The organism is Salmonella sp. JXY0409-18 (genome assembly GCF_020268625.1).
Classification (GTDB): Bacteria; Pseudomonadota; Gammaproteobacteria; order Enterobacterales; family Enterobacteriaceae; genus Salmonella; species Salmonella enterica.
On sequence record NZ_CP084216.1, the window covers coordinates 4,426,065 to 4,449,945 of the forward strand.

General features: G+C 51.8%; 19 protein-coding genes and 2 rRNA genes. 11 read left to right on the forward strand and 10 right to left on the reverse strand.

The window, feature by feature from the left end:
* From LDB27_RS21470 to LDB27_RS21480, 3 genes are read left to right on the forward strand one after another with little or no spacing between them, the layout of a single operon-like run.
* On the forward strand, window positions 1-1,242 hold the full coding sequence (locus LDB27_RS21470; protein ID WP_001062057.1) for an STM4012 family radical SAM protein: 1,242 nt from the start codon (window positions 1-3) through the stop codon (window positions 1,240-1,242).
* Complete coding sequence (locus tag LDB27_RS21475) at window positions 1,239-2,117, forward strand: STM4011 family radical SAM protein (RefSeq protein WP_001530741.1); 879 nt, start codon at window positions 1,239-1,241, stop codon at window positions 2,115-2,117. The genes LDB27_RS21470 and LDB27_RS21475 overlap by 4 nt, the downstream gene beginning before the upstream one ends.
* Window positions 2,102-2,836, forward strand: coding sequence for a Cof-type HAD-IIB family hydrolase (locus LDB27_RS21480; protein WP_001270597.1), 735 nt, complete (start codon window positions 2,102-2,104; stop codon window positions 2,834-2,836). Before LDB27_RS21475 ends, LDB27_RS21480 begins: the two co-directional genes overlap by 16 nt.
* A gap of 54 nt (window positions 2,837-2,890) precedes the next feature.
* Here LDB27_RS21480 and typA read toward each other — a convergent pair whose 3' ends face one another.
* A complete protein-coding gene (gene typA / locus LDB27_RS21485) occupies window positions 2,891-4,714 on the reverse strand; it encodes a ribosome-dependent GTPase TypA (protein ID WP_000572064.1) in 1,824 nt (607 codons plus the stop codon).
* A gap of 375 nt (window positions 4,715-5,089) precedes the next feature.
* On the opposite strand from typA, the gene glnA reads away from it, so the two are divergent.
* From glnA to LDB27_RS21505, 4 genes are all read left to right on the forward strand, one after another.
* Entirely contained in the window at window positions 5,090-6,499 is a 1,410-nt protein-coding gene (glnA, locus tag LDB27_RS21490) for a glutamate--ammonia ligase (RefSeq protein ID WP_001271699.1), read from the forward strand.
* 274 nt (window positions 6,500-6,773) lie between these two features.
* Window positions 6,774-7,823 carry a nitrogen regulation protein NR(II) gene (gene glnL / locus LDB27_RS21495; protein WP_000146194.1) on the forward strand — a complete coding sequence of 350 codons (1,050 nt, stop codon included), beginning with the start codon at window positions 6,774-6,776 and terminating at the stop codon, window positions 7,821-7,823.
* An 8-nt stretch (window positions 7,824-7,831) separates the two neighbouring features.
* Window positions 7,832-9,241 carry a nitrogen regulation protein NR(I) gene (glnG, locus tag LDB27_RS21500; RefSeq protein WP_001188782.1) on the forward strand — a complete coding sequence of 470 codons (1,410 nt, stop codon included), beginning with the start codon at window positions 7,832-7,834 and terminating at the stop codon, window positions 9,239-9,241.
* A 112-nt stretch (window positions 9,242-9,353) separates the two neighbouring features.
* Window positions 9,354-9,464: a YshB family small membrane protein gene (locus LDB27_RS21505; RefSeq protein WP_001578131.1), complete on the forward strand. Its 111-nt coding sequence runs from the start codon at window positions 9,354-9,356 to the stop codon at window positions 9,462-9,464.
* Between the two features lie 89 nt (window positions 9,465-9,553).
* On the opposite strand, the gene hemN is transcribed toward LDB27_RS21505, so the two are convergent.
* The 3 genes from hemN to LDB27_RS21520 form a co-directional block, all read right to left on the reverse strand.
* The gene (hemN, locus tag LDB27_RS21510) at window positions 9,554-10,927 is read right to left on the reverse strand and encodes an oxygen-independent coproporphyrinogen III oxidase (protein WP_000003520.1); all 1,374 of its coding nucleotides are present in this window, start codon (window positions 10,925-10,927) and stop codon (window positions 9,554-9,556) included.
* Between the two features lie 188 nt (window positions 10,928-11,115).
* The gene (yihI, locus tag LDB27_RS21515; RefSeq protein ID WP_000743292.1) at window positions 11,116-11,631 is read right to left on the reverse strand and encodes a Der GTPase-activating protein YihI; all 516 of its coding nucleotides are present in this window, start codon (window positions 11,629-11,631) and stop codon (window positions 11,116-11,118) included.
* A 118-nt stretch (window positions 11,632-11,749) separates the two neighbouring features.
* Window positions 11,750-11,974, reverse strand: coding sequence for a hypothetical protein (locus LDB27_RS21520; RefSeq protein ID WP_001541209.1), 225 nt, complete (start codon window positions 11,972-11,974; stop codon window positions 11,750-11,752).
* Window positions 11,975-12,213: 239 nt separating this feature from the next.
* Between LDB27_RS21520 and yihA the strand changes: the two genes are divergently transcribed.
* On the forward strand, window positions 12,214-12,846 hold the full coding sequence (yihA, locus tag LDB27_RS21525) for a ribosome biogenesis GTP-binding protein YihA/YsxC (protein WP_000183327.1): 633 nt from the start codon (window positions 12,214-12,216) through the stop codon (window positions 12,844-12,846).
* A gap of 334 nt (window positions 12,847-13,180) precedes the next feature.
* Here the strand turns inward: yihA and polA are convergent, their stop codons facing one another.
* Complete coding sequence (gene polA, locus LDB27_RS21530; protein WP_000249961.1) at window positions 13,181-15,967, reverse strand: DNA polymerase I; 2,787 nt, start codon at window positions 15,965-15,967, stop codon at window positions 13,181-13,183.
* Between the two features lie 387 nt (window positions 15,968-16,354).
* Between polA and LDB27_RS21535 the strand changes: the two genes are divergently transcribed.
* Window positions 16,355-17,263, forward strand: coding sequence for an acyltransferase (locus LDB27_RS21535; RefSeq protein WP_000196891.1), 909 nt, complete (start codon window positions 16,355-16,357; stop codon window positions 17,261-17,263).
* A gap of 12 nt (window positions 17,264-17,275) precedes the next feature.
* Here LDB27_RS21535 and dsbA read toward each other — a convergent pair whose 3' ends face one another.
* The 3 genes from dsbA to LDB27_RS21550 form a co-directional block, all read right to left on the reverse strand.
* Window positions 17,276-17,899, reverse strand: a complete 624-nt coding sequence (gene dsbA, locus LDB27_RS21540; RefSeq protein WP_000725364.1) for a thiol:disulfide interchange protein DsbA — start codon at window positions 17,897-17,899, stop codon at window positions 17,276-17,278.
* A 16-nt stretch (window positions 17,900-17,915) separates the two neighbouring features.
* A complete protein-coding gene (locus LDB27_RS21545) occupies window positions 17,916-18,902 on the reverse strand; it encodes a serine/threonine protein kinase (protein WP_000999264.1) in 987 nt (328 codons plus the stop codon).
* Between the two features lie 76 nt (window positions 18,903-18,978).
* Window positions 18,979-19,248 carry a YihD family protein gene (locus LDB27_RS21550; protein WP_000649858.1) on the reverse strand — a complete coding sequence of 90 codons (270 nt, stop codon included), beginning with the start codon at window positions 19,246-19,248 and terminating at the stop codon, window positions 18,979-18,981.
* 69 nt (window positions 19,249-19,317) lie between these two features.
* On the opposite strand from LDB27_RS21550, the gene mobA reads away from it, so the two are divergent.
* Window positions 19,318-19,902, forward strand: a complete 585-nt coding sequence (gene mobA / locus LDB27_RS21555; RefSeq protein WP_001046876.1) for a molybdenum cofactor guanylyltransferase MobA — start codon at window positions 19,318-19,320, stop codon at window positions 19,900-19,902.
* Window positions 19,899-20,414 carry a molybdopterin-guanine dinucleotide biosynthesis protein MobB gene (gene mobB, locus LDB27_RS21560; RefSeq protein ID WP_023972551.1) on the forward strand — a complete coding sequence of 172 codons (516 nt, stop codon included), beginning with the start codon at window positions 19,899-19,901 and terminating at the stop codon, window positions 20,412-20,414. The genes mobA and mobB overlap by 4 nt, the downstream gene beginning before the upstream one ends.
* Window positions 20,415-20,716: 302 nt before the next feature.
* On the opposite strand, the gene rrf is transcribed toward mobB, so the two are convergent.
* Window positions 20,717-20,832: ribosomal RNA gene (gene rrf, locus LDB27_RS21565) — 5S ribosomal RNA — on the reverse strand.
* Between the two features lie 93 nt (window positions 20,833-20,925).
* Window positions 20,926-23,831, reverse strand: a 23S ribosomal RNA gene (locus LDB27_RS21570).
* Window positions 23,832-23,881 lie beyond the last annotated feature (50 nt).

Genomic DNA, 23,881 nt, shown 5'->3' on the forward strand with positions numbered 1-23,881 from the left:
ATGAATAACAATGATATTTATCGTCAGTATATGTACAGTTATCCGCATAAGACGGCTTATCGGGAGCTGGAGAACGTCAGCTTTAGCGAAGTAAAACCGCGCATTTACGAGCACGACACACATCTGTATGTTCATATGCCCTTTTGTCAAAGTCGCTGCGGGTTCTGTAATTTATTTACCTGCACAGGCGCAGATAATACGTTCATTGATAGCTATATCGATGCGATTATTACCCAGGGCCGACAAATGGCGCTGGCGCCCGTCCACTGGGCAAGCTTTACCGTAGGCGGCGGCACGCCTCTGCTATTAAACATTGCGCAATTAGAAAAGTTATTTTTTTCCGTCTTTGAGGTGCTCAATGTTGACTGGAATATTTATAAAACAATTGAAACTTCCCCTACGGATACCACAGCAGAAAAAGTAGCGCTATTAAACGCCTTTTCCGTTAATCGCGTCAGTATTGGCGTACAAAGTTTTCATGATAGCGAGTTACATACGCTGCATCGCCGCCACAATGCCGCCAGCGCGCACCAGGCGCTGGAGTGGCTAAAGGCGGGTCATTTTCCATCACTCAATATTGATATTATTTACGGCATTCCCGGCCAGACTCACGCAAGCCTGACGGAATCGTTACATCAGGCGCTCGTTTATCAACCGGAAGAGCTGTTTATTTATCCGCTTTATAATATGCCTCGCCAGGAAAATATGCATAGCTACTACGTTGTAGCCCGCGATCTTTTACGCAACGCGGGCTACACCCAAACGTCCATGCGCCGTTTCGTCCTTAATCCAGCGCCATTCGCCGCGGCGGAAAGCTGCGGATTTGAAAACTCACTGGCGCTCGGCGCGGGCGGCAGAAGTTATCTTGGCAATCTGCATTACTGTTCGCCGTGGTCGTCGAACCTGCAAACATCACGAAAAATCATTCAGGCGTTTATCGACAGCGCGGATAAAACCGTCATTAATCACGGTTATCTGCTCCCCCCTGATGAAATGAAACGCCGCTTTATCATTAAAAATCTATTTTTCTGGCAGGGACTTTCTCTTAGCGATTATCAGCAATATTTTGCCAGCGATGCGCTAAGGGATTTCCCCGACCTTGAACTCTTCATACGGCAGGGTTACTGCTATCAGAATGGCAGTCGCCTCCGGCTAACGGAGACCGGTATGGCATTATCCGATTGCCTTGCTCCTGTGTTCGTTTCGCCTGAGGTGATGCTACGGGAGAATCGGCAGAGATGAGCATCCCCGCCCTGCGCGATATTCACACGCTGTTTTATCGCGGCTACCTTAAATCGTGTAATTATCATTGCGGCTATTGCCCGTTCCATAAACACGCCCGCAACGATAAAAAACGCGACGAAGCCGCGCTATGGCGCATGGTTGACCATTTGCCTCTTTTAGGTACGCCGTTGAATGTGATGATTACGCCTTATGGCGAGGCGCTACGCTTGCGTTATTACATGGCGGCGCTGGCAGAAATTAGCCGCTATCCTCATGTTCAGGCGGTCGGCATACAAACTAACGCCTCTTTTTCGTTAATGTCATTGCTGGAGTCATTTCATGCTGGCGGCGGAGATATCTCAAAGCTTCGGTTATGGTGTTCTTTTCATCCCTCACAAATTACCGCTGAGCGCTTTCTCCAGCAGTGTTTAGCGCTCTCTGCCGCCGGAATAACCTGGTGCGCGGGGGCTGTCGCCAGTATGAAAGATATCGACCAGTTTCGTTGGCTACGCCAGCAGTTGCCTGACCAGAATTATTTTTGGTTTAACGCCAACGAGTGTGCCAATACCCGGCATACCGTTGAGGAAACCATCGCCTTCGGCGAACTCGATCCGCTGTATGTGATTGAAACGCAGCAGTGGCCAGCGCAGCTGGATATCTGTACCGCAGGAAGAAAAAGTATTTTTATGAATGCAGAAGGCGATCTTTTTGCTTGTCATATCAGCAAAATTAAAATGGGTAATTTATATCAGCAACGGCTTAATTCTCCCGCCTGCCAGGCAAAACAATGCCACTGTTTTCTCGCTTATCAGCACCGTCTCGATATTCCATTGCTGAATCATCTGGATGCCTCACGCTGTTTTAGGATCGGGCGCTCATGCGATATCGTTTAATCGCTTTTGATCTTGATGGAACGCTGCTAAACCGTAATAAACAAATTCTGCCAGAGTCGCTAACCGCTATCCGTCAGATGCAGGACATGGGCTGCCGAATAATGCTTGTTACCGGTCGCTCTCATCGTGAAGCCTATGCGTATTATCAAACGCTGGCGCTCACCGAACCGATGATCTGTTGTAACGGAAGTTATATTTATCAACCGGCTCAACAGCAGATCCTTCATCCGCAGCCGCTGACGCACTTACAAACGGAAAAAATACTGGCGCGGGTATATCCGCTTAAACCGACAATTCGTGCTGATGATAAAATAATCTTTCAGGCTGATGAGCTAAGCAGTAGGGAGAATATTTGGCAAATCAGCATCGTTCATCGGCACATAAAACAACTACAAAATATTGCTGAGTTTATACAGCATGAATTACAGCTAAGCTGTACCTGGTCCTGGCATCATCAACTGGATATTCTCCAGAAGGGGTGTAGCAAAGGACAAAGCCTCGCCAGATATGCACAGCAACAGCATATCGCAATGCGTGAAGTGATGGCGTTTGGCGATAATGATAACGATGCGGAAATGCTACGTTTAGCCGGATTGGGCGTCGCGATGGGGAATGCCAGCGCTCGGGCAAAGGTTTATGCGGATAGCGTCATTGGTCGGCATAATACGCCAGCGATTGCTGATTTTTTGGCAACCTTATCCCTTTATCAATGTGAATAAAAAAACCCCGCCGAGTTTTCATTTCGGCAGGGTTTTTATCCGTAAGAGCGTTAATTACTCTTCTTTCTGACCACGGTTCGCACGGCGGCGATCGTTTTCCGTCAGGTGACGTTTACGGATACGGATAGAGGTAGGGGTGACTTCTACCAGTTCGTCGTCATCAATGAACTCCAGCGCTTGCTCAAGGCTCATTTTAATTGGCGGAACCAGAATCACCGCTTCATCCGTACCGGACGCACGCATGTTGGTCAGTTTCTTACCGGTCAGGCAGTTTACCGTCAGGTCGTTGGAGCGACTGTGAATACCAATAATCTGGCCTTCGTAAACTTCCGCGCCGTGACCCAGGAACAGCTTACCGCGATCCTGCAAACCGAACAGCGCAAACGCCACCGCTTTACCCTGACCGTTGGAGATCAGTACGCCGTTCTGACGCTGGCCCACTTCACCCGGACGAATATCGTCGTAATGGCTGAAGGTGGAGTACAGCAGACCCGTACCGGAAGTCATGGTCATAAATTCTGAACGGAAACCAATCAGCCCACGGCTTGGGATCACGTAGTCGAGACGTACGCGGCCTTTACCGTCCGGATTCATGTTTTTCAGGTCGCCTTTACGCTCGCCCAGCGCCTGCATGACAGACCCCTGGTGCTGCTCTTCGACGTCCAGCGTCACGTTTTCGTACGGCTCTTGTTTACGACCGTCGATTTCACGGAAGATAACTTTCGGACGGGAAACCGCCAGTTCGAAACCTTCACGACGCATATTTTCAATCAGCACGGACAGGTGCAGTTCGCCACGACCGGATACACGGAACGCATCCGCATCTTCGGTTTCTTCAACGCGCAGCGCCACGTTATGCACCAGCTCTTTGTTCAGACGGTCAAGAATTTGACGAGAAGTCACAAACTTACCTTCTTTACCGCAGAACGGCGAGGTGTTAACGCAGAAGAACATAGACACGGTTGGCTCATCAACGGACAGCGCCGGCAGCGCTTCAACGTTCTGCGGGTCGCAGATGGTGTCGGAAATGTTCAGCTCGCCCAGACCGGTGATCGCAATGATATCGCCCGCTTCGGCGATATCGCTGTCGATACGCTCCAGACCCAGATGCGTCAGCACTTTACCTACTTTCGCGTTACGGGTTTTCCCTTCACTATCGATGATAGTGACCTGCTGGTTCGGCTTCACTTTGCCGCGTTTGATACGGCCAATGCCGATAACGCCAACATAGTTGTTGTAGTCCAGCTGGGAGATCTGCATCTGCAACGGACCATCGAGGTCAACGTCCGGCGCCGGAACATGATCAACGATCGCCTGATACAGCGGGGTCATGTCTTCCGCCATATCTTCGTGGTCCAGACCCGCGATACCGTTCAGCGCCGAAGCGTAGATGATCGGGAAGTCCAGCTGTTCGTCGGTCGCGTCGAGGTTAACAAACAGGTCGAATACCTGGTCAACAACCCAGTCAGGGCGCGCGCCAGGACGGTCAACCTTGTTGATAACCACAATAGGTTTCAGGCCATGAGCAAAGGCTTTTTTGGTCACGAAGCGCGTTTGCGGCATCGGGCCGTCAAATGCGTCAACCACCAGCAGCACAGAGTCAACCATGGACATGACGCGCTCTACTTCACCACCGAAGTCAGCGTGCCCGGGAGTATCAACGATGTTGATACGGTAATCATTCCATTTAATAGCGGTGTTTTTAGCGAGGATAGTAATACCACGCTCTTTCTCCAAATCGTTGGAGTCCATCACTCGCTCTTGAGTTTCGGCACGCGCGTCGAACGTACCGGATTGCTGGAGCAGCTTATCAACCAAGGTAGTTTTACCATGGTCAACGTGCGCGATGATGGCGATGTTACGCAAATTTTCGATCACAACTTTGCCTCAGGCATTAGAAATAGCGCGTTATTGTACACGGATTAATCGCACTACAAAACAGGATCACAAACATCCTCCGCAAACAAGTATTGCAGAGTCTCTTTGTGATCGCTTTCACGGAGCGTTAAAAGGGTGGCTTGCGTTCTATTGCACCAATGTGGTGCTTAATGTTCACATTAAAGCACTATTTTGGTGCAACATAGTCACCGTGGTGCAGCCCTTTTGCACGATGGTGCGCATGATAACGCCTTTTAGGGGCAATGTGAAAGTTGGCACAGATTTCGCTTTATATTTTTACGGCGACACGGCCAGCAGAATTGAAGATCTCGTTACCACGACGACCGACCATGACCAATCCGGGAGAGTACAAGTATGTCCGCTGAACACGTTTTGACGATGCTGAACGAGCACGAAGTGAAGTTTGTCGATCTGCGCTTCACCGATACCAAAGGCAAAGAACAGCACGTCACGATTCCTGCTCATCAGGTAAATGCCGAATTCTTTGAAGAAGGCAAAATGTTTGACGGCTCCTCTATCGGCGGCTGGAAAGGCATTAACGAATCCGACATGGTGCTGATGCCCGATGCGTCCACTGCGGTTATCGACCCGTTCTTCGCGGACTCTACCCTGATTATCCGTTGCGACATCCTGGAGCCTGGCACTCTGCAAGGTTATGACCGTGACCCACGTTCCATCGCAAAACGTGCGGAAGACTACCTGCGCGCGACCGGTATCGCCGATACCGTCCTGTTTGGGCCGGAACCTGAATTCTTCCTGTTCGACGACATCCGCTTCGGCGCATCTATCTCCGGCTCACATGTGGCGATTGACGATATTGAAGGCGCCTGGAACTCCTCTACCAAGTACGAAGGCGGCAACAAAGGCCATCGTCCGGGCGTGAAAGGCGGTTATTTCCCGGTTCCGCCAGTTGACTCCGCGCAGGATATCCGTTCTGAAATGTGTCTGGTCATGGAGCAGATGGGCCTGGTCGTTGAAGCGCACCACCACGAAGTAGCGACCGCAGGTCAGAACGAAGTGGCGACCCGCTTTAACACCATGACCAAAAAAGCCGACGAAATTCAGATTTACAAATATGTCGTACATAACGTGGCTCACCGCTTCGGTAAGACCGCGACCTTTATGCCAAAACCGATGTTCGGCGATAACGGTTCCGGTATGCACTGCCACATGTCGCTGGCGAAGAACGGCACCAACCTGTTCTCTGGCGACAAATATGCCGGTCTGTCTGAGCAGGCGCTGTACTACATCGGCGGCGTCATCAAACACGCCAAAGCCATCAACGCCCTGGCGAACCCGACCACCAACTCCTACAAGCGTCTGGTCCCGGGTTACGAAGCGCCGGTGATGCTGGCCTACTCCGCCCGTAACCGTTCCGCCTCCATCCGTATTCCGGTGGTGGCGTCTCCGAAAGCGCGCCGTATCGAAGTTCGCTTCCCGGACCCGGCGGCTAACCCATATCTGTGCTTTGCCGCCCTGCTGATGGCCGGTCTGGACGGGATTAAGAATAAGATTCACCCGGGCGAAGCCATGGACAAAAACCTGTATGACCTGCCGCCGGAAGAAGCGAAAGAGATCCCACAGGTAGCGGGTTCTCTGGAAGAAGCGCTGAACGCGCTGGACCTGGACCGCGAGTTCCTGAAAGCAGGCGGCGTGTTCACGGATGAAGCGATCGATGCGTATATTGCGCTGCGTCGCGAAGAAGATGACCGCGTGCGTATGACCCCGCACCCGGTAGAGTTTGAGCTGTACTACAGCGTTTAATCGTATATTAAAAATCCGACGAATTTCGCGTTGCTGCAAGGCGGCAACTGAGCACATCCCCAGGAGCATAGATAGCGATGAGACTGGGGTAAGCGAAGGCAGCCAACGCAGCAGCAGCGTGAAAGGCGTCAGGAGTTTTTGAGTTGCCGTGGAAACTTTCAGCCCATCCCAGGATGGGCTTTTTTCTCCACCAACAATCTGATCTCACGCGCTTTTTAGTGGTAAAAAGCTATAATGCACTAAAATGGTGCAACCTTTTCCAGGAGACTGCTGAATGGCAAGCGGCATACAGCCCGATGCTGGGCAGATCCTCAATTCGTTAATCAACAGCGTGCTGGTGGTCGACGACGCGCTGGCAATCCATTACGCCAACCCTGCCGCGCAGCAGTTGCTCGCGCAAAGCTCACGCAAACTGTTCGGGACGCCGTTACCTGAACTGTTGAGCTATTTTTCGTTAAACATTGACCTGATGCGCGAAAGTTTAGCGGCAGGGCAAGGCTTTACCGATAACGAAGTGACGCTGGTGATTGATAGTCGCTCGCATATTCTCTCTTTGACCGCCCAACGTCTGCCCGACGATTTTATACTGCTCGAAATGGCGCCGATGGATAACCAGCGTCGTCTGAGTCAGGAGCAGTTGCAGCACGCGCAGCAAATCGCCGCCCGCGATCTGGTGCGCGGTCTGGCACACGAAATCAAAAATCCGCTCGGCGGCCTGCGCGGCGCGGCGCAGCTACTCAGCAAGGCGCTGCCCGACCCGGCGCTAACGGAATATACCAAAGTCATCATTGAACAGGCCGACAGGCTACGCAACCTTGTCGATCGTTTGCTGGGGCCGCAGCACCCGGGAATGCACATTACCGAGAGCATACATAAAGTCGCGGAGCGCGTGGTGGCGCTGGTGTCGATGGAACTGCCGGATAATGTCCGGCTTATCCGCGATTACGACCCCAGTCTGCCAGAACTGCCGCACGACCCGGAACAAATTGAGCAAGTACTGCTGAATATTGTCCGCAATGCCTTGCAGGCGCTGGGGCCGGAAGGCGGCGAAATTACGCTGCGTACCCGTACCGCCTTCCAGTTAACGCTGCATGGCGAACGCTATCGCCTGGCGGCGCGTATAGACGTTGAAGACAATGGGCCGGGCATTCCTCCCCATTTACAGGATACGCTGTTCTACCCGATGGTCAGCGGTCGCGAAGGCGGCACCGGGCTTGGGTTATCTATCGCCCGCAATCTTATCGATCAACACGCCGGCAAAATTGAATTTACCAGTTGGCCGGGGCATACCGAGTTTTCGGTTTACCTGCCGATTCGGAAATAGAGGTGTTTATGCAACGAGGAATAGTCTGGGTCGTCGATGATGATAGTTCCATCCGTTGGGTGCTTGAACGTGCTCTCGCCGGGGCAGGGTTGACCTGTACCACTTTTGAGAATGGTAATGAAGTACTGGCTGCGCTGGCCAGTAAAACGCCGGACGTCTTGCTGTCGGATATCCGAATGCCGGGAATGGACGGGCTGGCGCTATTAAAGCAGATTAAACAGCGTCACCCGATGCTTCCGGTCATCATTATGACCGCGCATTCCGATTTAGATGCCGCCGTGAGCGCCTATCAGCAGGGGGCGTTTGATTATCTGCCTAAACCGTTTGATATTGATGAAGCCGTCGCTCTGGTCGAGCGCGCGATTAGCCACTATCAGGAGCAGCAGCAGCCGCGTAATATCGAGGTTAACGGCCCGACAACAGACATGATAGGCGAAGCGCCCGCCATGCAGGATGTGTTTCGCATTATTGGTCGGCTGTCGCGTTCTTCGATTAGCGTGCTGATTAACGGCGAATCAGGAACCGGTAAAGAACTGGTCGCCCATGCGCTACATCGCCATAGCCCACGCGCCAAAGCGCCGTTTATCGCGCTCAATATGGCGGCCATCCCGAAAGATTTGATTGAATCCGAACTGTTTGGCCATGAGAAAGGCGCTTTTACCGGGGCGAATACCATCCGGCAGGGCCGTTTCGAGCAGGCTGACGGCGGCACGCTGTTTCTGGACGAAATTGGCGATATGCCGCTGGATGTCCAGACTCGTCTGTTACGCGTGCTGGCTGACGGACAGTTCTACCGCGTGGGCGGGTACGCGCCGGTAAAAGTGGATGTGCGCATTATCGCCGCCACCCACCAGAACCTCGAACGACGCGTTCAGGAAGGGAAATTCCGCGAAGACCTGTTCCACCGCCTGAACGTGATTCGTATCCATCTTCCGCCGTTGCGCGAGCGCCGTGAGGATATTCCGCGCCTGGCGCGCCATTTTTTGCAGGTCGCCGCCCGTGAATTAGGCGTGGAAGCCAAATTATTACATCCGGAAACCGAAACGGCGTTAACGCGCCTGGCATGGCCTGGTAACGTGCGTCAGTTAGAAAATACCTGCCGCTGGCTCACCGTCATGGCCGCCGGACAGGAGGTATTGATCCAGGATTTACCGGGCGAACTGTTTGAAGCCTCGGCGCCGGATAGCCCGTCCCACCTGCCGCCGGATAGCTGGGCTACATTACTGGCGCAATGGGCGGACCGCGCCTTGCGATCCGGTCATCAAAACCTGCTTTCTGAAGCGCAGCCAGAACTGGAAAGAACGCTACTGACCACGGCGTTACGCCATACGCAGGGTCATAAACAGGAAGCCGCCAGGCTGCTCGGTTGGGGGCGAAACACCCTAACGCGGAAGTTGAAAGAGCTGGGAATGGAGTAAACATTACCCGCGAGTGTAAAGATTAATAATTGAGCGCAAAACGCTGCTATTTTGCGCTTTACTGTTCCGATGAGTTCAGTATGATCATGCCCGGCAAACGGGGGGATTCATTATGTTAGAATCTATTATTAATCTGGTATCGAGTGGAGCGGTCGACAGCCACACGCCACAAACTGCGCTAGCCGCCGTGTTGTGTGCCGCGCTGGTGGGACTGTTCAGCTGACAATGTGCCGGATGGCGCTAATGCTTATCCGGCCTACAGGTTGTCGCAACGTGTAGGCCCGGTAAGCGCAGCGCCACCGGGCAACCCGGCTAAATGACGCGCGAGAACTGCTGCATCCGCGCTTTCTGGCGCAGATACGCGTCAAAGCACATGCAGATATTGCGGATCAGCAAACGACCTTTCGCCGTCACCTGAATTCCCTTCTCGCTAATATCCACCAGCCCATCTTTCGCCAGCGGCGACAGTAACTGCAAATCTTCGGCAAAATACTCAGCGAAATGCAAACCCCACTGCTGTTCGACAGCGTTAAAATCCAGGCGGAAGTTACAAATCAGCGCTTTGATAACATCGCGACGAATGCAATCATCACGGGTCAGCGTAATGCCACGCCATAGCGCATTGCCCCGCTCATCCACTTGCTGGTAATAACGCTTCAGCTCTTTCTGGTTCTGCATGTAGCCATCGCCAATCATGCTGATAGCAGAAACCCCCATCCCCAGCAGATCGGTATCGCCCTGGGTCGTATAGCCCTGAAAATTACGGTGCAGCACGCCTTCGCGCTGCGCGACGGCCAGTTCGTCGTCCGGACGGGCAAAATGGTCCATCCCGATAAACTGATAACCAGCCTGAGTAAGCGATACGATCGTCTCCTGCAAAATATCCAGTTTCTGCTGCGCGCTGGGTAAATCGGCATCTTTAATTTTACGCTGGGCGGCAAAAAGCGTTGGCAGATGCGCATAGTTAAAGACGCTCAAACGATCGGGGTTCAGTTCCGTCACACGCTTCAGCGTGAAAGCGAAGCTTTCCGGCGTCTGTTTCGGTAGACCGTAGATCAAATCGATATTGGTCGAGGTAAAGCCGATATCGCGGGCGTGATTAAGCAGCGCAAAGATGAATTCTTCATCCTGCTCGCGGTTAACCAGGCGCTGCACCTCTTTATTAAAGTCCTGCACCCCCATACTCAGGCGGTTAAAACCTTCCGCACGTAAATGATCGAGCACATCCAGCTCAATTTCACGGGGATCGACTTCGATCGAGATTTCCGCGTCGGTATTAAAGTGGAAATTTTCACGCAACAGCGTCATTAAGCGGCTGATTTGCGCTTTATTCAGGTAAGTAGGCGTACCGCCGCCCCAGTGAAGCTGGCTGACATGACGGTCTGCAAACAGCGGCGCGCGATGACGAATTTCCTGCTCAAGCGCGTCAAGATACTGGTCAGCTTTATGCTGTTGGCGGGTGACAATCTTGTTGCAGCCGCAGAAATAACACAACTTGTGACAAAACGGGATATGCACATACAGCGAGAGCGGACGTTCAGGATAACGCGCCACAGCCTGCAAGAATGCGGCGTCCTCGAAGTCTTCAGAAAACTCCAGCGCGGTTGGGTACGAGGTATATCGTGGCCCGGAATAGTTATATTTCTGGATCAGGGCCAGATCCCAGTCTATTTGCTGTTCAGACATGCTCACTCCTTCCGATGGCGTCTCTGGCGGGTACGGCGTACCGGCTTCACGCCATGACGGGCGGCAAGCCGGCTGCGCAGCCATTTCTGTCGCCGCGACAATCGCTGTAGTTTAACGAATAACCACACCAGATAACATATAACCGGAAGGGTTATAAGCAGGACGGGCAAGCCCACGGTGTAAACCCGTTAGTTGCCGCCTCTTAGCAGGCGCATCATATCTTCCTGCTTCTCGTCCTCTTCGTCGTCTTCTTCGTCGTCATCGTAAGACAGACCAAGCTTCTGCATCAGTTCATCAATACGATCCAGTTTGGCATCTACCCAGGCTTGATCTTCCGCACTCAGGGTTTCGCCCGCTTCCAGACGTTCTAACAGCGCATCCAGGCGCTCATCCGTTTCCAGTAAATCCAACTCCGCCTGCGGTGAAAGCATAGGTTTCTCACTTTTCGGTTTATGCTGTTGGGTCACTTTTTCAGTCACGCCCAATGGAACAGGTGTTTTACTGCCAATACGTGGATCTTTTTGTTGATTCTGATTGCCGCCGCCCGAAGCGGAATTGCCGCCCGCCGCGCGACTTCCCGGCGCATGACCGCGATGTTTTTTCAGGCGTTTACGGTCGCGCGCCTCCTGGTTTAACTCTTCACGCGTTTTACGACGCTGTTTGCCAAAGGCTTTACTGCGCGGTGCAGAGGTTGGTTTTTTCATGATGTCAGATCTTTAAGCCGTTTTATTCAGTATAGAATTGAGGCGGAATCTAGCAGAAAGCAAGCAAAGAAAAAAGGCGACAGAGTAATCTGCCGCCTTTTTTCTTGACTCACGACCCTTAACGGGTTCCACCATCCCTGTTGGCTATCAACACGCCCTGTTTTTCCCTTAGCCTGGAACATTCCATGTTGTTTCCATTTCCTTTTACTAACGTCTCCGGACGTTTGTCTTCCTGACAATCCTGTGTCTTCGCCTCCTGGCGCTCCTGACCCTCATCCTGAGTCGTTGATCCTGTTAGCGTCCTCGCTATGTGCATTACTTTACTCTTTTGGGGTAAACTCACAAGATACCGACACGGCAAATCCCTTTTTTTCAGACAATTACCTTTCTATAAATTCATGATTTAACTATATTAACTGGCTTTGAGCCTGACAACGACTCTGTCATGTCGCATAAATGCAATGGACAATGTCTCACAAAGCGTATGGCTTTTACTTACAGCACCGCCGCGCCGAAAAATCCGTCTTTTGCTGGCGTTCAGGTATAATCGCCACAATGCTTTGACTGACGGAGACGACCGCTTTGACTAACCTGAATTATCAACAGACGCATTTTGTGATGAGTGCGCCTGATATTCGCCATTTACCTTCCGATTGCGGAATTGAAGTGGCTTTTGCTGGCCGTTCCAATGCAGGCAAATCCAGCGCCCTGAACACGTTGACCAACCAAAAAAGCCTTGCGCGCACCTCTAAAACGCCGGGCCGTACCCAATTGATTAACCTGTTTGAAGTCGTAGATGGCAAACGGTTGGTCGACCTGCCGGGCTATGGCTACGCGGAAGTCCCGGAAGAGATGAAACGCAAGTGGCAACGCGCGCTGGGGGAATATCTGGAGAAACGTCAAAGCCTACAGGGCTTAGTCGTTTTAATGGATATCCGCCATCCGTTGAAAGACCTCGACCAGCAGATGATCCAGTGGGCTGTAGAGAGCAATATCCAGGTTCTGGTTCTGCTGACCAAAGCGGACAAACTGGCCAGCGGCGCGCGCAAGGCGCAGTTGAATATGGTACGTGAAGCCGTGCTGGCCTTTAATGGCGATGTGCAGGTAGAAGCGTTTTCCTCGCTGAAAAAGCAGGGAGTGGATAAGTTACGTCAGAAGCTGGATAGCTGGTTTAGCGAACTGGCACCGGTCGAAGAGATTCAGGACGGGGAATAATCATCCGCTATGCCGGATGGCGCCGCTGCGCGTCTTATCCGGCCTACGGTGCGAGCGAAACTTTTTTTACGCCCAATAAAAAACGCCCCAGTCATAAACTGACTGGGGCGGCTAAAATATTCAGCCAAATCCGATTACGTGAAGTAAAAGGTCTGAAAGATAGAACATCTTACCTCTGTACCCTACGTGAATAACTTTACTCTTTTTTGAGCAACACAGAAAGACCTTTTCGTAATTTTTTTTCATTCTTTACATAGGGAATTCTAATACCCATCACAAAACCCCCGTGCTTATGTTGCTTAATTACGAAAAAAGCGCGTTATTCCTTAAATGCTTAGTGCGCTTGATCCCAATTTTCTCCGCTACCGACTTCCACCAGCAACGGCACATCAATACGCGTGCAGTTTTCCATCAACTGATGGATACGTTTTGATACCGCATCTAAGTCGTCTTTATGCACCTCGAACACTAATTCATCGTGTACCTGCATAATCATCCGCACGCGCGGCTGCTCGGCCTGTAGCCAGGCATCGACGGCAATCATGGCGCGCTTGATGATATCGGCAGCCGTTCCTTGCATGGGAGCATTGATCGCCGCGCGTTCCGCCCCCGCGCGCCGCGCCGCGTTGCTGGATTTAATATCCGGCAGGTAAAGGCGGCGTCCCTCCAGCGTTTCCACATAACCTTGTTCTTTTGCCTGAGCGCGTGTGCGCTCCATATATTCCAGCACGCCAGGGTAGCGTTCGAAGTAGAGATCCATATACTTCTGCGCCTCTTTACGCGGAATATTAAGCTGGCGAGAAAGACCGAAGGCGCTCATCCCGTAAATCAGGCCAAAGTTAATGGCTTTCGCACTTCGGCGCTGTTCCCCGGTCACGCTATCCAGCGGCAAGCCAAAGACTTCCGCCGCCGTTGCGCGGTGAATATCCTTCCCTTCGGCGAACGCCGTAAGCAGTCCTTTATCACGGGAAAGATGCGCCATAATACGCAGCTCAATCTGTGAATAGTCCGCAGATACGATGAGATAATCCTCAGGCGCAATAAATGCCTGACGAATGCGGCGGCCTTCTTCATTGCGCACCGGAATATTTTGCAGGTTCGGATCGGTGGACGATAAACGTCCCGTCGCCGTTACCGCCTGATGATAGGAGGTGTGGACGCGCCCGGTTTTCGGGTTAATCATCAGCGGCAGCTTATCGGTATAGGTGGATTTTAGCTTCGCCAGACCACGATACTCCAGAATCACTTTCGGCAGCGGATAGTCCAGCGCCAGCTCCTCCAGCACCTCTTCCGACGTTGACGGCGCGCCGCCAGGCGTTTTCTTCAGCGGCTTAATACCCTGCTTTTCAAACAGGATGGTCTGCAACTGCTTCGTTGAGGACAGGTTGAACGCCTCGCCCGCAATGTCATGCGCTTTCTTTTCCAGTTCCGCCAGACGTAGTGTGATTTCTTCCGAATGTTTGTGCAGGACGGCAGGATCGATTTTTACGCCATTGCGCTCAACGCGTGACAGCACCGGCACCAGCGGCATTTCGATGTTTTCGAAAACATTCAGCGGGCCTTTGTGCTGCTGGAGCTCTGGCCACATTTTGAGATGCAACTGTAACGTGACATCCGCATCTTCTGCCGCATAGCGCCCCGCTTCCTCCAGTGCGATCTGGTTAAAGGTGAGCTGGTTTTTACCTTTACCGGCAATGTCTTCAAAGGTGATAGTTTTGTGCTTCAGCCAACGATCGGACAAGCTGTCCATATCATGGCGTCCGGCGACGCTGTTCAGAATGTAAGACTCAAGCATGGTATCGAAGGCGATACCGCGCAGCTCAATACCGTAATTTTGCAAGACGCCGCGATCGTACTTGAGGTTTTGCCCCACTTTGCGCACTTTTTCATCTTCCAGCAGCGGCTTCAGCAGTTCCAGAGCACGCTGGCGGGAAATTTGATCCGGAGCGTCCAGATAATCATGCGCGACAGGTACATACGCGGCAACGCCAGGTTCGATGGCAAACGAGAGGCCCACCAGGTTGGCGGCGATATTATCCAGGCTGTCGGTCTCCGTGTCGAAAGCAAAAACTGGCGCTTTTTTCAGCTTTTCAATCCAGCTTTCCAGCGTAACGTCGTCCAGAATAGTGACATAATTTTCATAAGAGAGCGCCGCTGCCGGTTCGCTGGGCGATTCATCAATAACGACCGTTTCCTGCGGTTTGGCCGCCGGTTTCGCGCCCTTTGCCTGTAGCCATTTGCCGGACTCAACGTCCGCCGTCCAGCGCTTAAACTCATATTTTTTAAACAGGCCCAGCAGTTCATCCGCAATCGGCTGCTGTACTTCAAGCTGTTCGCAGGTCAGCTCCAGTTCAACATCCGTTTTAATGGTGGCGAGTTTATAAGACAGGTACGCTACGTCTTTATTCTGCGCTAATTTAGCGGCCATCGTTTTGGCGCCGCGGAAAGTGAGACCGGCAATTTTTTCCGGCTCGGCGTACAGCGTATCCAGGCCGCCCAATCCCTGAAGCAAAGCTTGCGCCGTCTTCTCACCCACGCCAGGTACGCCTGGAATATTATCCGAGGAGTCCCCCATCAGCGCCAGAAAGTCGATAATCAGCTCAGGCGGCACACCGTACTTATTAACGACTTCATCCGGGCCGAGGATGGTGTTAGTCATGGTGTTGATCAGCGTAATATTCGGCGTCACCAACTGTGCCATATCTTTATCGCCGGTGCTGATTAATACCGGACGCCCCACCTTCTCCGCTTCTCGCGCCAGTGTACCGATAACGTCATCCGCTTCTACGCCAGAGACCGCCAGCAGAGGTAACCCCATGGCTTTAACCATGGCATGTAACGGCTCTATTTGCGCACGCAGATCATCCGGCATCGGAGGGCGATGCGATTTGTAATGTTCAAAGAGCTCATCACGGAAGGTTTTTCCTTTGGCGTCAAACACCACCGCAGCATGCGTCGGCTGATACTGCATGATCAGGCTGCGCAACATGTTGAGGACACCATACATTGCGCCCGTAGGTTCTCCCGCGCTGTTGGTTAACGGCGGAAACGCATGATAGGCGCGATAGAGATAGGATGAGCCATCTACGAGAATAAGTGGATTTTCTGGGATCTGAACCATAATGTCCGTGCCTGTTTAACAGATTATGGTTAAAGGATGCCACATACAGGAGGAAAACTTGAGTTTTTCGCCGCATTTGCGGAAAAGTTTTGTCGATCTTCAGGATCGCTCGCAAAAAAACCTGTGGATAACTTTGTGTGTAAATTCTTACCATTACTTTAAAATCAGCGCGATAGCCTTCTCCTCTTAATAATTACCCATTATTTTCAATGAGTTGTTAACATCACGTTTTTCTGATTATCTGATTCATGCCGTTATCATAATGTGGATAGTTGTTACGAGTGTTTCTATTTCACTCAGTGCCATCATTAGCATCGTTTTCTGATAGAATCAGCCTCTTGCGCCCTTTTCGCGCACCGTTTATGGCTAACTTTTGAATAATTTATTATGACGAGAATACTCGCGGCTATCACGCTCCCATTGAGTATCGTATTGACCATCCTGGTCACTATTGTTTGCTCAGTACCGATCATCATTGCCGGTATGGTAAAGCTCCTTTTGCCTGTTCCCGGTATCTGGCGCAAGGTCTCCATTTTCTGCAATTTCATGATGTATTGCTGGTGTGCTGGTCTTGCAGCGCTGTTACGCCTTAATCCGCACTTGCAATGGGATGTAGAAGGGTTAGAAGGGCTGAGCAAGAAAAATTGGTATTTACTGATTTGTAATCATCGTAGCTGGGCCGATATCGTTGTGCTTTGCGTTCTGTTCCGCAAGCATATCCCAATGAATAAGTACTTTCTTAAACAGCAATTGGCCTGGGTGCCGTTCATTGGCCTGGCGTGCTGGGCATTAGATATGCCGTTTATGAAGCGCTACTCCCGTAGCTACCTGCTCCGCCACCCCGATCGACGCGGCAAAGATGTTGAAACAACTCGTCGCTCTTGCGAAAAGTTTCGTCGGTATCCCACCACTATCGTTAACTTTGTTGAAGGCTCGCGATTTACGCATGAGAAACGTCAGCAAACGCATTCACCTTATCAACATCTGTTGCCGCCAAAAGCAGCCGGGATTGCAATGGCGATTAATGTTTTAGGCTCACAGTTCGATAAGCTGCTTAATATTACGTTGTGTTACCCAAACAACGATAGTCACCCCTTCTACGATATGCTAAGCGGTAGGCTGACGCGTATTGTTATTCGGGTGCAACTGGAACCCATAAATGAAGAACTGCACGGCGATTACGTGAACGACAAAACATTCAAACGCCGTTTTCAACGTTGGCTTAATACGCTGTGGGATAAGAAAGATATACAGATAGAAGAGATTAAAACATCTTATAAAAACGCCGGTCAGTGACCGGCGTTCTTTTTATTTTTTATCAACCAAATATTTCACGGTATCAGCATACTGCTGAACAAAAACATCCATGCTGCTGGTATCCATGCCTTGTGGGTTAATCTGATATTTGCCATTGACGAACATCGCCGGAACGCCCTGCAGTTGCAGGTCAGCCGCGGCCTTCTCCTGTTGCGCAACCAGTGATTTCACCACGAAGCTGTTCCATGCCGCATCGTAATCTTCGCCTTTGACGCCCGCATCAACGAACACTTTACGGATATCCGCGGCAGATTGTACTGTCTGGGTTTTCTGTACGGCTTCAAACAGCGGGACCGTGACTTTATCTTCTACACCCAACGCCATCGCCACCGCCCATGCCTGGGTGAGCTCCTTGCCCAACGGCCCCAGGAACTCAACGTGGTACTTGGTCATTTTGGTGCCTTCCGGCAGCTTTTTCTTCACATTGTCAGACACATGAAGCACTTCTTCAAACTGATAACAATGTGGGCAGTAGAAGGAGAAAAACTCCAGTACCTGGGGTTCGCCAGCGACCGGTTTATCCAGCGTGATATACTGTTTACCGTCGCTGATCTGTGCTGCCGAGGCGCTAAAAGCTAAAACCATACCAGCCAGCGCCAGCCAAATCTTTTTCATGATCAACTCTCTCCGATTAATACATTGGCGTTAATTGTAAAGGGGGTTCGTGCAAAATTTTAGTCTGCTCAATAAAAGTCGTTGTCTGTCGCTGCCAGTAATCTTCCCCTGTTAACCAGGGAAAGTTTTTTGGAAACGCAGGATCGCCCCAACGACGAATCAACCAGGCAAGATAATAAACTAAACGCATGGCACGTAAAGGTTCAATGAGGCCAATTTCAGCCGTATCGAACTCACTAACTTCTTCATAAGCTTCAATAATGGTTTCAAGCTGCATTCGCTGTTCGGCTTTGTCGCCGTTCAGCAGCATCCATAAATCCTGTATCGCCGGACCGTTACGGGCATCATCTAAATCGACAAACAGCGGTCCATCACGCCATAGAATGTTGCCGGCATGACAATCGCCGTGCAATCGCAGCGTGGCGAAATCGGTGCGCCAGCATTCGGTAACTGCAGACAGTAGAGTATCAGTGGCTTTCAGGAAAGCCGCTTTTTGCCCGGAGGGAATCAGTGCGGCATCTTCGAATACCTGACGAGGTTCAAAAAGATACTCTGCAAGCCCAATGTCAGGCCGGAAAGTGAAAGGACGTTTTCGCCCCGTCTGATGCAATCGACCAAGATAACGCCCTACCGCCTCCATCTGATCAATATTGTCTGCTTCAAACTGACGACCGCCTACGCTGGGGAAAATGGCATAATGATAGCCCTGATGCGCTAACAGCGTCTGGCCATTAAACGCGAGCGGAGCAGCAACCGGAACCTCATCCTTCACCAGTTCAAGCGCGAATTGGTGTTCTTCCCGAATTTGATCAACAGACCAGCGTTCAGGACGATAAAACTTAACGACAAAACGTCGACGGTCTTCATCCTGAAACTGATAGACGCGGTTTTCATAACTGTTTAGTGGAGTCAGCCCGGAATCCACCCTGATCCCCTGTTCAAACAGCGCATCCATGATGGTTTCCGGGTGTAGCGTCTGGAAAGTAAAAGCGTTGTCGTTCATCCCATCATCCGGAAAATACTACGAATGATTCAGGATATCATTTCGTGACGATTTCGGTGGCGCCGCTTACAAGGTTTTACTCTTTAATAACGCCGCGGGCGCGTAAAAGCGCCGTTTTAAAGTCCTCTTCATAGTCTTTTTGAATCCCTGGAATGGCGGCGTCTTTGGCGGAATCGCGCATTTTCAGATGGTAGATCAGGATATCATCAGTTAAATCTTCCAGTTTGCCGTCAAAACCTGACTCTTTCGCCAGTTTCTGCAAAAATTGCGTCAGATTAAGATCAGGCTCTTTCTGCCAGGCTGGCTGGAGGAGTTCAATGACTTCATTCAGGCGTTTACATTTCATAGCTGTGCTCCTTATTCTTGATACAGACACGGTAGCAGGGTCAATCCCACAATAAAAGAGGCGATATCGGTGAATCTGGATGAAGTAATAACCGGCGTGGTGCTGGCAGGCGGTAAAGCCCGGCGGATGGGAGGTGCGGATAAAGGTTTGCTTGAACTGGACGGGAAACCGCTCTGGCGACACGTTGCCGACGCGCTCGCGCCACAACTTGCTACGGTCGTCATTAGTGCTAATCGCCATCTGGATATCTACCAGGCCAGCGGCCTGAAAGTCATTCCGGATTCAATCGCTGACTTTCCCGGTCCGCTGGCGGGTATGCTTTCCGTTTTTCAGCAGGTAGCAGGCGACTGGTTTCTGTTTTGTCCCTGTGACAATCCCTGTATCCCCCACAACCTGGTCGATCGTTTAGCAGCGCAGCGTCATGGCGCACCCGTGGTTTGGGTTCATGATGGAGAACGCGATCATCCAACGATCGCGTTGATTAATCGTGCCGTTGAGCCCCAGTTGGCAGATTATTTGCAAGCAGGCGAGCGGCGGGTAATGATTTTTATGCGCCAGGTAGGCGGACACGCCGTTGATTTCAGCGATTGTAAGGAGGCATTTGTGAACGTCAACACGCCGGAGGAACTCGCGAAATGGCAAAAGAGACCATGATACCGCTACTCGCCATTGCCGCGTGGAGCGGCACGGGAAAAACAACACTGCTGAAAAAACTGATCCCAGCACTTTGTGCGCACGGTATTCGGCCAGGGCTGATTAAGCATACCCATCATGATATGGATGTCGATAAACCGGGTAAAGATAGCTACGAATTACGTAAGGCCGGGGCGGCACAGACGCTGGTTGCCAGTCAGCAGCGCTGGGCGTTAATGACTGAAACGCCGGGGCAAGAAGAGTTGGATCTGGCATGGCTGGTGAGCCGGATGGATGCATCAAAGCTAGATATGGTGCTGGTAGAAGGGTTTAAACACGAAGCAGTTGCGAAGATCTTACTTTTTCGTCAGGGATGTGGGCACAACGAGGAAGAATTAATTCTTGATGAGCATGTTATTGCGGTTGCCAGTGATATTCCACTTGCCGTAGCGGTACCCGTTTTGGATCTTAATGATGTATCGCAGATTTCTGCCTTCATTTTGCGGTGGTTAGAGAAAGCACGCACCTTGTAGGCCGGATAAGGCGAAGCTGCCATCCGGCGGTGCCGGTTGCCTGATGGCGCTGCGCTTATCAGGCCTACGGTTTTACAGTTACCACACACGCAAAAAAGCCCGTCCTGACGGACGGGCTTCTTCACTTGTCTGATGCCTGGCAGTTTATGGCGGGCGTCCTGCCCGCCACCCTCCGGGCCGTTGCTGCGCAACGTTCAAATCCGCTCCCGGCGGATTTGTCCTCCTCAGGAGAGTGCTCACCGACAGACTACAGATAAAACAAAAGGCCCTGTCTTCCGACAGGGCCCTTCGTTTTATTTGATGCCTGGCAGTTCCCTACTCTCGCATGGGGAGACCCCACACTACCATCGGCGCTACGGCGTTTCACTTCTGAGTTCGGCATGGGGTCAGGTGGGACCACCGCGCTAGTGCCGCCAGGCAAATTCTGTTATCAGACCGTTTTTACGTTCTGATGTAATCTGAATCAGTGCTGAAAATCATCTCTCAACCGCCAAAACATCTTCGGCGTTGTAAGGTTAAGCCTCACGGTTCATTAGTACCGGTTAGCTCAACGCATCGCTGCGCTTACACACCCGGCCTATCAACGTCGTCGTCTTCAACGTTCCTTCAGGAGACTCTAAGTCTCAGGGAGAACTCATCTCGGGGCAAGTTTCGTGCTTAGATGCTTTCAGCACTTATCTCTTCCGCATTTAGCTACCGGGCAGTGCCATTGGCATGACAACCCGAACACCAGTGATGCGTCCACTCCGGTCCTCTCGTACTAGGAGCAGCCCCCCTCAGTTCTCCAGCGCCCACGGCAGATAGGGACCGAACTGTCTCACGACGTTCTAAACCCAGCTCGCGTACCACTTTAAATGGCGAACAGCCATACCCTTGGGACCTACTTCAGCCCCAGGATGTGATGAGCCGACATCGAGGTGCCAAACACCGCCGTCGATATGAACTCTTGGGCGGTATCAGCCTGTTATCCCCGGAGTACCTTTTATCCGTTGAGCGATGGCCCTTCCATTCAGAACCACCGGATCACTATGACCTGCTTTCGCACCTGCTCGCGCCGTCACGCTCGCAGTCAAGCTGGCTTATGCCATTGCACTAACCTCCTGATGTCCGACCAGGATTAGCCAACCTTCGTGCTCCTCCGTTACTCTTTAGGAGGAGACCGCCCCAGTCAAACTACCCACCAGACACTGTCCGCAACCCGGATCACGGGTCCACGTTAGAACATCAAACATTAAAGGGTGGTATTTCAAGGCCGGCTCCATGCAGACTGGCGTCCACACTTCAAAGCCTCCCACCTATCCTACACATCAAGGCTCAATGTTCAGTGTCAAGCTATAGTAAAGGTTCACGGGGTCTTTCCGTCTTGCCGCGGGTACACTGCATCTTCACAGCGAGTTCAATTTCACTGAGTCTCGGGTGGAGACAGCCTGGCCATCATTACGCCATTCGTGCAGGTCGGAACTTACCCGACAAGGAATTTCGCTACCTTAGGACCGTTATAGTTACGGCCGCCGTTTACCGGGGCTTCGATCAGGAGCTTCGCTTGCGCTGACCCCATCAATTAACCTTCCGGCACCGGGCAGGCGTCACACCGTATACGTCCACTTTCGTGTTTGCACAGTGCTGTGTTTTTAATAAACAGTTGCAGCCAGCTGGTATCTTCGACTGACTTCAGCTCCATGAGTAAATCACTTCACCTACGTGTCAGCGTGCCTTCTCCCGAAGTTACGGCACCATTTTGCCTAGTTCCTTCACCCGAGTTCTCTCAAGCGCCTTGGTATTCTCTACCTGACCACCTGTGTCGGTTTGGGGTACGATTTGATGTTACCTGATGCTTAGAGGCTTTTCCTGGAAGCAGGGCATTTGTTGCTTCAGCACCGTAGTGCCTCGTCATCACGCCTCAGTGTTAAAGTGAACCGGATTTACCTGGAACACACACCTACACGCTTAAACCGGGACAACCGTCGCCCGGCCAACATAGCCTTCTCCGTCCCCCCTTCGCAGTAACACCAAGTACGGGAATATTAACCCGTTTCCCATCGACTACGCCTTTCGGCCTCGCCTTAGGGGTCGACTCACCCTGCCCCGATTAACGTTGGACAGGAACCCTTGGTCTTCCGGCGAGCGGGCTTTTCACCCGCTTTATCGTTACTTATGTCAGCATTCGCACTTCTGATACCTCCAGCAACCCTCACAGGCCACCTTCGCAGGCTTACAGAACGCTCCCCTACCCAACAACGCATCAGCGTCGCTGCCGCAGCTTCGGTGCATGGTTTAGCCCCGTTACATCTTCCGCGCAGGCCGACTCGACCAGTGAGCTATTACGCTTTCTTTAAATGATGGCTGCTTCTAAGCCAACATCCTGGCTGTCTGGGCCTTCCCACATCGTTTCCCACTTAACCATGACTTTGGGACCTTAGCTGGCGGTCTGGGTTGTTTCCCTCTTCACGACGGACGTTAGCACCCGCCGTGTGTCTCCCGTGATAACATTCTCCGGTATTCGCAGTTTGCATCGGGTTGGTAAGCCGGGATGGCCCCCTAGCCGAAACAGTGCTCTACCCCCGGAGATGAATTCACGAGGCGCTACCTAAATAGCTTTCGGGGAGAACCAGCTATCTCCCGGTTTGATTGGCCTTTCACCCCCAGCCACAGGTCATCCGCTAATTTTTCAACATTAGTCGGTTCGGTCCTCCAGTTAGTGTTACCCAACCTTCAACCTGCCCATGGCTAGATCACCGGGTTTCGGGTCTATACCCTGCAACTTAACGCCCAATTAAGACTCGGTTTCCCTCCGGCTCCCCTATTCGGTTAACCTTGCTACAGAATATAAGTCGCTGACCCATTATACAAAAGGTACGCAGTCACACCCCAAAGGGTGCTCCCACTGCTTGTACGTACACGGTTTCAGGTTCTTTTTCACTCCCCTCGCCGGGGTTCTTTTCGCCTTTCCCTCACGGTACTGGTTCACTATCGGTCAGTCAGGAGTATTTAGCCTTGGAGGATGGTCCCCCCATATTCAGACAGGATACCACGTGTCCCGCCCTACTCATCGAGCTCACAGCACATGCGCTTTTGTGTACGGGGCTGTCACCCTGTATCGCGCGCCTTTCCAGACGCTTCCACTAACACATATGCTGATTCAGGCTCTGGGCTCCTCCCCGTTCGCTCGCCGCTACTGGGGGAATCTCGGTTGATTTCTTTTCCTCGGGGTACTTAGATGTTTCAGTTCCCCCGGTTCGCCTCATTAACCTATGGATTCAGTTAATGATAGTGTGTCGAAACACACTGGGTTTCCCCATTCGGGTATCGCCGGTTATAACGGTTCATATCACCTTACCGGCGCTTATCGCAGATTAGCACGCCCTTCATCGCCTCTGACTGCCAGGGCATCCACCGTGTACGCTTAGTCGCTTAACCTCACAACCCGAAGATGTTTCTCGCGATTAATCATCGTGTTGCGAAAATTT